This window comes from Mycobacterium sp., assembly GCF_036490025.1.
Classification (GTDB): Bacteria; Actinomycetota; Actinomycetes; order Mycobacteriales; family Mycobacteriaceae; genus Mycobacterium.
Genome location: NZ_DASXEP010000015.1, coordinates 1 through 8,253, shown reverse-complemented (window position 1 = coordinate 8,253; position 8,253 = coordinate 1). Strand labels below are relative to the sequence as shown.

The 8,253-nt window shown below is 68.0% G+C and carries 7 protein-coding genes and 1 pseudogene; 2 read left to right on the top strand and 6 right to left on the bottom strand.

From position 1 onward, the window contains the following. The 5 genes from VGG53_RS01520 to VGG53_RS01500 all read right to left on the bottom strand — a co-directional run. Window positions 1-3,876: HAD-IC family P-type ATPase (locus VGG53_RS01520; protein WP_331516194.1), on the bottom strand; the 3,876-nt coding region annotated here is incomplete at its 3' end. A gap of 27 nt (window positions 3,877-3,903) precedes the next feature. After that, complete coding sequence (locus VGG53_RS01515) at window positions 3,904-4,338, bottom strand: hypothetical protein (protein ID WP_331516193.1); 435 nt, start codon at window positions 4,336-4,338, stop codon at window positions 3,904-3,906. Between the two features lie 193 nt (window positions 4,339-4,531). Further along, window positions 4,532-5,338, bottom strand: a complete 807-nt coding sequence (locus tag VGG53_RS01510; protein ID WP_331516195.1) for an exodeoxyribonuclease III — start codon at window positions 5,336-5,338, stop codon at window positions 4,532-4,534. 46 nt (window positions 5,339-5,384) lie between these two features. Next, window positions 5,385-6,266 carry an N-acetylglutamate synthase, CG3035 family gene (locus VGG53_RS01505; RefSeq protein WP_331516192.1) on the bottom strand — a complete coding sequence of 294 codons (882 nt, stop codon included), beginning with the start codon at window positions 6,264-6,266 and terminating at the stop codon, window positions 5,385-5,387. Then, on the bottom strand, window positions 6,266-6,859 hold the full coding sequence (locus tag VGG53_RS01500) for a peptide deformylase (RefSeq protein ID WP_331516191.1): 594 nt from the start codon (window positions 6,857-6,859) through the stop codon (window positions 6,266-6,268). The genes VGG53_RS01505 and VGG53_RS01500 overlap by 1 nt, the downstream gene beginning before the upstream one ends. 179 nt (window positions 6,860-7,038) lie before the next feature. Here VGG53_RS01500 and VGG53_RS01495 point away from each other — a divergent pair, with 179 nt between their 5' ends. Both VGG53_RS01495 and VGG53_RS01490 read left to right on the top strand, forming a co-directional pair. Beyond that, window positions 7,039-7,347: a DUF3263 domain-containing protein gene (locus VGG53_RS01495; RefSeq protein ID WP_331516190.1), complete on the top strand. Its 309-nt coding sequence runs from the start codon at window positions 7,039-7,041 to the stop codon at window positions 7,345-7,347. A gap of 63 nt (window positions 7,348-7,410) precedes the next feature. Then, window positions 7,411-7,872 carry a LytR C-terminal domain-containing protein gene (locus VGG53_RS01490; RefSeq protein WP_331516189.1) on the top strand — a complete coding sequence of 154 codons (462 nt, stop codon included), beginning with the start codon at window positions 7,411-7,413 and terminating at the stop codon, window positions 7,870-7,872. Window positions 7,873-7,911: 39 nt separating this feature from the next. Here VGG53_RS01490 and VGG53_RS01485 read toward each other — a convergent pair. Further along, window positions 7,912-8,253: pseudogene (locus tag VGG53_RS01485) on the bottom strand (hypothetical protein); the annotation flags it as partial.

The window sequence follows — 8,253 nt, the reverse complement described above, 5'->3', positions numbered from 1 at the left end:
GATGATCGCGAACGCGACCTCGCCGGCGTTGCCGCCTAGTAGCACCGACACCGCAGCCTGAACCCGCCGCCACAGCTCGCGGCCTTCCTCGATCGCAGTGAGCAGCGCCTCGATGCGCGCGTCGACCAGCACCACGTCAGCCGCGACGCTGGACGAATCGCTGCCGCGGCCGACGACGCCGATGCCGACGGTGGCCGCCCGAATTGCGGCGGCGTCGTTGGAGCCGTCGCCGACCATGGCGCAGACCTTCCCGACGCGTTCCAGCGTCTGAACGACCTGCACCTTGTTCTCCGGTGACATCCGGGCGAAGATCACCCGGTCGGTGACCACCCGCTCCTGATCTTTGCGCGACAGCGCGTCCCACTCGGCGCCGCTGATGACCTCCTCGGTCGTCACCGCCATCCCCAGTTCGCGCGCGATTGCCGTCGCGGTGATCGGGTGGTCGCCGGTGATCAGCCGGACGCCGATCTCTCGCTCGGCAAGCGCCGCCAGCAGGGCGGGTGCTTGGGCGCGGGGGGTGTCGGAAAGGCCGAGGAAGCCGGCCAGTGACAGCTGGCCGCCGGCCAGGTCGGCGATGGCGTCTTCGTCGTCGGCGACCAGCTGGGCCTGTTGCGCGGTCAGCGGGCGCCGCGCGACCGCGATCACCCGCAGCCCTTCGGCCGCCAGCCGGCGCACGGTGTTGTCGATGTCCGGCCCGGCGTCGCTGCAGGCGGCCAAGACGACTTCGGGGGCGCCCTTGACGGTCAGCTCGTCGCCGAACACCGACGCCGAGAATGACCTGCCCGACCGGAACGGCAGGTGCGCCTCGGCTTCGTCGGCGGGGCTGGAGCCGTCGACCGATTGCGCCGCCTCGATGATCGCGCGGTCGGTCGCGTGCAGCTGCGGTCCGCCGTTGGCGTCCGGCGCCGCGCGCGCCGCGCAGCGCAGGACGTCGTCGGCCGAATAGCCGTCCGCGGGATGCACTTGGGAGACCCGCAGGCGGTTTTCGGACAGCGTCCCGGTCTTGTCGAAGCACACCACCTCGATGCGGCCCAGCGCCTCCACCGATCGCGGGACCCGCACCAGCGCGCCGTAGTTCGTCAGGCGTCGCGCCGACGCCGCCTGCGCCAGGGTTGCCACCAGCGGCATCCCTTCCGGCACCGCGGCCACCGTGATCGCGATTCCGCTGGCGACGGCCTGACGTAAACCCTTGCGGCGCAACAAGCCGAGCGCACTGACCAGTAGTCCGCCGCCCGCGCTGACCGGGAAGGCCCGGTTGGTCAGCTGGCTGAGCTGATGTTCGAGCCCGATCTGCGGGAGCTCGCTGGATACCAGCTCGGCGGCGCGGCGGGCCTGGGTGTCAGCGCCGACGGCAGTCACCAGTGCCACCGCGGTGCCCGCCACGATGGTCGTCCCGCCGTAGAGCATGCAGCGGCGCTCGGCCAGCTCGGCGCCGGGTGTGGCCTCGACCTGCTTCTCCACCGGCAGCGATTCGCCGGTGAGGGTGGATTCGTCGACCTCGAGGTCCTCTTCCTCGATCAGCCGGGCGTCGGCGGGCACCACCTCGTGGGTGCGCACCTCGATCACATCGCCGGGCCGCAGCTGCGCGGCCTTCACGTCGGTGTATACCGGCGAACCGTCCGGATCGACCGTCACTTTGCGGGCCGGTGGAATCTGTTGGGCCAGTAGCTCGTTCAGCCGGCTTTCGGCGCGCAGCCGCTGGCTGGCCGCCAGCATGGAGTTGCCGGTGAGCACCGAGCCGACCAGGACCGCGTCGACCGGCGAACCCAGCACCGCGCTGGCCGCCGAGCCCAGAGCCAGCACCGGGGTCAGCGGGTCGGACAGTTCGGCGCGTACCGCCTTGAGGAACTGCCAGACCGCCTGCCGCGGGCGTCCGGTCAGCTCGGCGCCGCGATAAGCCGTTTCCATCGCCCGGTTGGCCAGTCCGTGCCGCGGCTCCACCGTCTGCTCGGCATCGGTCGGCGGCAACATCTTGCGGACCTGCTCGACCGACATCGCGTGCCACTCGTGGATCGGCGCCGGCAGCGGGGTCGGCTCACGCAGCACGCGGCGGGCCATCAGATACCCCGAAAGCAGGCCGGCGGCCGCACCCGTCGTCACCGGGCCCGGCCCGCGCCCGCGCACGCCGGGCACCATCAGCAGCGCGCCCAGTGCCGTTGCACCGGTGGCGATCTCGATCCCGCGCCGGCTGGCCGATTTGGCGACGGGGATGGCGTGCAGCAACCGCCAGACCCCGTCGAGGTCGGTCAGTATCAGGTGGGCTGTCCAGGGCGGCGGATCGGCGTCGGAATTGGGCATCACACCGAGCCCGACGTCGGCCGACGAAAGTGCTTGTGCAGCGGCTGACGAGACGACTGCCACGGTATGGCCTGACCGTTGCAGATCGGTCAGTGCCGCGGCGAGTGCGTTGTCGATGGACGCCCTTTGCGGCGGTCTCAGCTCGTCGAATGCGGGTTGCAGCTCACCGAGATCGTCGATGTCGATGGAGATCAGTTCCAGGCCCGCCCGGCGCGCCTCGGCCAGCACCGCCGAGGCCAGCGGGTCGTGCGTCGGACCGATCAGCGCTTCGACGCCCGCCTCGGATCCGCTGCCTGACAACCCGGGAACCGGGTGCCAGCCCACGCGCAGGCCTTTCTTCTCCAGCAGCAACTGGGCGCGATTCCACGCGGGGGAAATCTCGTCCTGGTCGGCCCCGCGGACGCGCACCACCCGCAACGTGTCGGTGCACAACACCCGGGGATCGATCAGCAGCGCGTCGACACGGTCCAGCCACCGTAGTTTCTCCGGACGCAACGGCAACACCGCGTGCCGTTCGGCCAATCCCTGTCCGAGCGCCGCGGCGAAGGACTCCCGCGTGGTACGGGTGGCCTTCGGCGTGGTGACCAACGTTGCGGTCGAGGCCATCTCGAGGTTGCGGGTGACGGCGCCGACAGTCGCGGTCCCGATCACTTGCACCAGTGCGCTGCGCCGTGCGTGCCGCTCGACCGGTCCTTCCGGTGGAGGCACCGGGCGGGACGACGGGTGGACCTCCGGATGGTCGGCGTGGCGGGCCAGTGCCGGTTCGTGACGGCGCCAGGCCTGTGCCTCGGCGCGGTATTCGGCGGCTTTCAACGTCTCCATCGCGAGGTCGACGGCAAGCGACGCCGGCGACAGTTCGAGGACGTGCGCGGTGACCATCGCCACCGACAGCACCGCGTCCGTAGCCGAATGGCCGATGCGGTCCTCGAGCAGGCGGCGTAGCCGCGGTTGGTAGTCGACGGCGACGACTGCAGCCTCGACGCCGTCGAACACGCGCGGCCACCGCAGCACCCGGCCCGCGACCGCGGCGCCGACGCCGACAGTGGTGGCGCCGACAGCCAACGCGTTGGTGGCCAGCAGTAGACCGTCGCCCGGAAGTGGTTTCGTCCGCGTGTCGTTAGCCCGTTTTTCGACGTTACCGCTTGCACGCCAACGCTTTTCGGCCTCGTCGACGTCTCGGCACAAATCCCGCAGCGAGATCTGATCGCTGTTGAGCGCGACGACGATCCGCGAAAGCGGGCGGTTGACGGCGACCGACTTGACACCGGGACGGGCGCGAACCGCGTCGACCACAATGCGCCCGAGCTCGGCACCGTCAGGGCCGTCGAGGCCGCGGACTTCGACCCATGCGCGGCCCGTCCCGCGCCAACTATGCCTCGTCAGCGTGGGTGCGGGCAGCACATCCGAAAGTGCCCTGACGCCTTCTCGAACCGGGATCGTGGCCATCGCCAAACTTGTCGAGGCCACCGTGCCCAATGATCCTGCGGCGCTTGCAGCGCCCTGAACGCCGGCGCCGACGAGTGCTGAGGTCGCCTGCAAGCCCAGCGTTACCGCGCGCAGCGGAAAGGATGCTCGCACCAATGCGACGCTACCTACTCCCCAGAATCAACGACGGCCGTGTGACTGGGTGCCGCCCGACTTTCGCGCCGGCGCCCGCTTGGCCGGAGTCTTGCGCGGCCTCGCCGAGCTCGTCGACTTGGCGGGTGCCGCCTTCACCGATGTGACGGACGCGACCCGCGAGCCGTCGCTGTGCGAGTTGTTCAGCCGCCGCAACAACAGCGCGCCGCCGCCGACCGCCAGTAGCAGTGGCCACTCGACGAGCCCGGCGACACCGAGCGCGCCCAACGTCAATGCGGCCGCAGGGGTGGAATGGCTACCGCTGTCGATGCCTTTCTGCACGCCGGCCGCTGCTCCGGTGACAGCGCCGACAACGCCGTTGACCGCGGCGCCACCCACGGCGCCCGCGGCGGCGGTGGTTGCTGAGGCGGCACGGCTGACCGTTCGACTTACGTTGCGTATGGCGCCGTCAACGACACCCATGATGACTCCCTGATGCTCGGTTCGTGATGCTGTGAATCGAATACCGCTGCAGCCCACACTGGCGGCGATCGCATACGCGCAAACTCGGAGGGTTCATCGAACCGTCACGGCATAGCGCAGCATCCGGCAATCCTATGACCTTGATTGAAAAATGAACAGGAGATGAATACCCGTCTCGCAGTCTTTACATTCATCAGTCTCGGCGCAGATCCACCACGACCGGGGCGTGGTCGCTGGGTGCCTTGCCTTTCCGCTCCTCCCGAACGATCTGCGCGCCGGTGACCCGGCTCGCGAGCGCGGGGGAGGCGAGGATGAAGTCGATGCGCATCCCCTGTTTCTTCGGGAACCGCAGCTGGGTGTAGTCCCAATAGGTGTAGACGCCGGGGCCGGGAGTGAAAGGCCTTACCACATCCGAGAATTGAGCGTCGACGATGGCGTCGAACGCTTTGCGTTCCGGTTCTGAGACGTGGGTCGCGCCTTTGAAGAATTCGACGTTCCAAACGTCGTCGTCGGTCGGGGCGATGTTCCAATCGCCAACCAGCGCGATCTGCGCCGACGGATCGTCGCGCAGCCAACGTTCTGCTGTATCGCGCAGTGCCGCAAGCCAATCGAGCTTGTACATGTAATGCGGATCGTTCAATGCGCGGCCGTTGGGAACGTAGAGACTCCACACTCGCACCCCTGCGCAGGTGGCCGCCAGCGCGCGGGCTTCGGCCGCGGCGGCCAGATCCGGCTTGCTGGTCCACGTCGGCTGGCCGTGGAAGCCGACTTCGACATTGTCCAGGCCGACCCGCGACGCGATCGCCACGCCGTTCCACTGGTTGAAACCGCAGTGCGCCGCTTCGTAGCCGAGTTCCAGGAAGGGCATCGCCGGGAACTGGTCGTCGGAACACTTGGTTTCCTGCATGGCGAGCACATCGACCTCGGCGCGCCCGAGCCAATCGAGCACGCGGTCTAACCGGCTGCGAATCGAGTTCACGTTCCAGGTGGCTATCCGCAGCGGCCGGTCGCCGCTGTCAATCATGCCGTCGGGCATGGCCACGACCCTACGTGGTCGGCGTGAAGTACCGCGCGTGATGGTGCAGCGTGAAGCCCACCGACCGGGCCAAGTCGACGACGGCGTGATCGTCGTCGCGAATCCGGATGTAGCCGCGGGTCGCGCCGCGAGATGCCCCCCAGGCCAACAGCGCCTCGCACAGCGCACGGCCCGCGGCGTCGTGCGGATCGACCACCCGTACCGCAGACAGGCCTACCCACCGGGTGCCGTCCGGAGCGTCGGTGACCGCGGCCCGGGCAACCGCCGCATCCTCGTGCGCGCCGAAAATCAGCTCGCCCTCGACGATCGCAGTCACGACGTCGATCGGAATCTCGCGCTGACAGAGCCGCAACCAGTCCTCGTCCGGGTGGGCCGACAGCCGGACCGACGGGTCGGGCTTCGCGGCGCATACGTCGCGCACCAGCATCCGGTTGGCGTGCTCACCGGCACCGGTAAGCCTCAGCAGGCGATCGGCGATCGCCAGCCGCGGCGTGAGGTCGCGATTTCGGTACCAGTCCACGATCCCCGGTAGTGCAGCGACGTTGGCAGAATTATTAAGTGGCACAGCAGAATTTGCGCTAAGCGTGACGCCGTGTCCGGCCCGCAGAAGCCAGCCGTCCAGCCAACGTTGCTCCACGCCTGGCCAGCCCAGGGCAGCGGCGTGCTCGAGCGCGCGGATCTCCGACGCGCGCACCGGGGTATCGCTGAGCGTTCGTACCGCGACTACATCCCCGGGCGCGAATTGCACCGTTGCGCCGGTCTTCGTCTGGACGCGGACGAGCGGCGCGACGTCGAGCAGTTGGCCGATGACATCGGTCAGCGGTGGTACCGAGCCGACCGGGCGGCGGTAACGCACCGCCACTCTGGCGCCGAGCTCAGGCCACGAAACCATCAGTGGCCGAACGGATCCGGCCCTTCGCCCGGTGTCCATGACAACCCGGGAACTCCCCAGCCGTGCGATTTGACCGCGCGTTTGGCCGAGCGGGCGTGTCGTCCGATCAACCGGTCCAGGTAGAGGAAGCCGTCCAGGTGCCCGGTCTCGTGCTGGAGCATGCGTGCGAACAACCCCGAGCCCTCGACAGTGACCGTGCTGCCGTCGGCGTCAAGGCCGCTGACGCGTGCCCACTCGGCCCGCCCAGTCGGAAACGACTCGCCTGGCACCGAAAGGCAACCCTCGTCGTCGTCATCGGGGTCGGGCATGGTCTCGGGTACTTCGGAGGTTTCCAACATCGGGTTGACGACCACCCCGCGGCGCCGCGCCGACTGTCCACGCTCGTCGGCGCAGTCGTAGACGAATACCCGTAAACCAACGCCGATCTGGTTGGCGGCCAAGCCGACCCCGTAGGCGGCGTCCATGGTGTCGTAGAGATCGGTGATCAGATCGGCCAGATCTGCCGGCAGCGAACCGTCTGCCGCGACCGGCACCGGCTCGGTAGGAGTGTGCAACACCGGATCCCCCACGATGCGAATGGGTACGACTGCCATGGTCGGCAAGCTTAAGCCCGCCGAAGATGCCTCCGGTTGCAGAGTGGGCGTCGGACGGGCAACCTCAGCTAGTCAGCCGACTCGCGGGCCCGGCTTCCAGGTCAACAGTGGTAGACGTGGTTGAATAATCGCCGGAGTAGCGAGCATTCGAGATTCGCCGAAAGGGTCGAGGAAGCGATATGGACAGCGCTATGGCGCGGGCTAATCGATCGGGAGACGACTCTGAAATCGCCGATGGGTTGACTCGCCGCGAACACGACATTTTGGCCTTCGAGCGCCAATGGTGGAAATACGCCGGCGCCAAAGAAGAAGCCATCAAAGAATTGTTCGGAATGTCGGCCCCGAACTACTACCGAGTGCTCAATGCGTTGGTCGACCGCCCCGAGGCATTAGCCGCCGACCCGATGCTGGTGAAACGACTCCGGCGGCTGCGGGCCAGCCGGCAGAAGGCGCGAGCCGCTCGGCGACTGGGTTTCGAGCTCACCTGACTTTTTGCCTGCTCACTGAGCGTCAGTGTGGGTTTTGGCGCTGTCCTCGATACAGTGACGTCAATGAATGAGCGCGTTCCCGACTCGACCGGGCTTCCCCTGCGGGCGATGGTGATGGTGCTGCTATTTCTCGGTGTCATCTTTTTGCTGGTCGGGTTTCAGGCAATGGGATCGGGCAGCAACACCGACGACGATTCGTCGTTGTCGAGCGTGACGACGAGCGCGGCGCCGAAACCCTCGGCGAAGCCTGCGCCCAAGGCCGACGTGCTGGTCTACAATGTCTCCAGCCAAGCAGGCATCGCCGGCAAGACTGCTGACCAGCTCAAGCAGGGCGGTTTCAATGTGACCAAGGTCGACAACCTGTCCTTGCCCGACGTGTCGAAAACCACGGTGTATTTCACCGACGCGCCCGGTGAGCACGAAACCGCCGATGCCGTCGGCCAGTTGCTCAAAGCGGTTGTTGCGCCGCGGACTCCGCAGGTCGCTGACCAGCCGCCTGGCGTGATCGTGCTGGTTGCGGGCTGAGCGGCACGGCCCCTGCTCGGGTCCCCCGTCGCAATGGGGTCAGAATGGCGGCGGGTCGTCGTCGGCGTCGGGTGGGGCCGGTCCGAAGTAGCTCGGGTGGCTGGGCCGGCGGTTGGTGCGGGCGTTGCGGTTTTGTCGTCGTTCGGTGCTGATGGGCGCGGTCTTGGGCTCGGGTGCGGCGGCGCCGGGGCATCATGGCGGTACGGTCCCCGCAGTAGTCAGTGGGCCGGTTGGGTTCGGTCGCCGGCAGGTCGCCGGTGGGTAGGCACAGGCTGGGAAACAGCAGCGCGCTGCCCGGGGTGGTGACGTAGGTCTTTCCCGCGGGCGAGCTCAGAATGACTGTGCCGTCGGGCAATTGCCGATCTGTCCAGCCCCAGAAGG